This window comes from Streptomyces sp. NPDC021100 (assembly GCF_044333095.1).
Taxonomy (GTDB): domain Bacteria; phylum Actinomycetota; class Actinomycetes; order Streptomycetales; family Streptomycetaceae; genus Streptomyces.
This window is the reverse complement of record NZ_JBIRQH010000054.1, coordinates 1-2,494: the sequence shown is the minus strand read 5'-3', so window position 1 is coordinate 2,494 and position 2,494 is coordinate 1. Positions and strand designations below refer to the sequence as shown.

Sequence of the window (2,494 nt, the reverse complement as noted above, 5' to 3'; positions counted from 1 at the left end):
ACACAGTGGACGCGAGCAACTGAGGACAAGCCCTCGGCCTATTAGTACCAGTCAGCTCCAACCGTTACCGGTCTTCCACACCTGGCCTATCAACCCAGTCGTCTACTGGGAGCCTTACCCCATCAAGTGGGTGGGAGTCCTCATCTCGAAGCAGGCTTCCCGCTTAGATGCTTTCAGCGGTTATCCCTCCCGAACGTAGCCAACCAGCCATGCCCTTGGCAGAACAACTGGCACACCAGAGGTTCGTCCGTCCCGGTCCTCTCGTACTAGGGACAGCCCTTCTCAAGACTCCTACGCGCACAGCGGATAGGGACCGAACTGTCTCACGACGTTCTAAACCCAGCTCGCGTACCGCTTTAATGGGCGAACAGCCCAACCCTTGGGACCGACTCCAGCCCCAGGATGCGACGAGCCGACATCGAGGTGCCAAACCATCCCGTCGATATGGACTCTTGGGGAAGATCAGCCTGTTATCCCCGGGGTACCTTTTATCCGTTGAGCGACGGCGCTTCCACAAGCCACCGCCGGATCACTAGTCCCGACTTTCGTCCCTGCTCGACCCGTCGGTCTCACAGTCAAGCTCCCTTGTGCACTTACACTCAACACCTGATTGCCAACCAGGCTGAGGGAACCTTTGGGCGCCTCCGTTACCCTTTAGGAGGCAACCGCCCCAGTTAAACTACCCACCAGACACTGTCCCTGATCCGGATCACGGACCCAGGTTAGACATCCAGCACGACCAGAGTGGTATTTCAACGACGACTCCACACACACTGGCGTGCATGCTTCACAGTCTCCCACCTATCCTACACAAGCCGAACCGAACACCAATATCAAGCTATAGTAAAGGTCCCGGGGTCTTTCCGTCCTGCTGCGCGAAACGAGCATCTTTACTCGTAGTGCAATTTCACCGGGCCTATGGTTGAGACAGTCGAGAAGTCGTTACGCCATTCGTGCAGGTCGGAACTTACCCGACAAGGAATTTCGCTACCTTAGGATGGTTATAGTTACCACCGCCGTTTACTGGCGCTTAAGTTCTCAGCTTCGCCCCACCGAAATGGAGCTAACCGGTCCCCTTAACGTTCCAGCACCGGGCAGGCGTCAGTCCGTATACATCGCCTTACGGCTTCGCACGGACCTGTGTTTTTAGTAAACAGTCGCTTCTCGCTGGTCTCTGCGGCCACACCCAGCTCAAGGAGTAAATCCCATCACCGGACATGGCCCCCCTTCTCCCGAAGTTACGGGGGCATTTTGCCGAGTTCCTTAACCATAGTTCACCCGAACGCCTCGGTATTCTCTACCTGACCACCTGAGTCGGTTTAGGGTACGGGCCGCCATGAAACTCGCTAGAGGCTTTTCTCGACAGCATAGGATCATCCACTTCACCACAATCGGCTCGGCATCAGGTCTCAGGCTTCATGCTGTCCGGATTTGCCTAGACAGCGCCCTACACCCTTACCCCGGGACAACCACCGCCCGGGCTGGACTACCTTCCTGCGTCACCCCATCGCTTACCTACTACAAGTCTGGATCGTCGGCTCCACCACTTTCCATTCCCCGAAGGGTCCGGAACGGCTTCACGGACTTAGCATCGCCTGATTCGATATTGGGCGTTTCAAAGCGGGTACCGGAATATCAACCGGTTGTCCATCGACTACGCCTGTCGGCCTCGCCTTAGGTCCCGACTTACCCTGGGCAGATCAGCTTGACCCAGGAACCCTTAGTCAATCGGCGCACACGTTTCCCACGTGTGTATCGCTACTCATGCCTGCATTCTCACTCGTGAACCGTCCACAACTCGCTTCCGCGGCTGCTTCACCCGGCACACGACGCTCCCCTACCCATCACAGCGGGCGTTGGCCCTCATGCTGCAATGACACGACTTCGGCGGTACGCTTGAGCCCCGCTACATTGTCGGCGCGGAATCACTTGACCAGTGAGCTATTACGCACTCTTTCAAGGGTGGCTGCTTCTAAGCCAACCTCCTGGTTGTCTCTGCGACTCCACATCCTTTCCCACTTAGCGTACGCTTAGGGGCCTTAGTCGATGCTCTGGGCTGTTTCCCTCTCGACCATGGAGCTTATCCCCCACAGTCTCACTGCCGCGCTCTCACTTACCGGCATTCGGAGTTTGGCTAAGGTCAGTAACCCGGTAGGGCCCATCGCCTATCCAGTGCTCTACCTCCGGCAAGAAACACACGACGCTGCACCTAAATGCATTTCGGGGAGAACCAGCTATCACGGAGTTTGATTGGCCTTTCACCCCTAACCACAGGTCATCCCCCAGGTTTTCAACCCTGGTGGGTTCGGTCCTCCACGAAGTCTTACCTCCGCTTCAACCTGCCCATGGCTAGATCACTCCGCTTCGGGTCTTGGGCGCGCTACTCTGGTCGCCCTATTCGGACTCGCTTTCGCTACGGCTTCCCCACACGGGTTAACCTCGCAACACACCGCAAACTCGCAGGCTCATTCTTCAAAAGGCACGCAGTCACGAC

At 56.9% G+C, this 2,494-nt stretch carries 1 rRNA gene; it reads right to left on the bottom strand.

The features are described from left to right. Positions 1-21: 21 nt before the first annotated feature. Positions 22-2,494, bottom strand: a 23S ribosomal RNA gene (locus ACH4PU_RS36175); the annotation flags it as partial.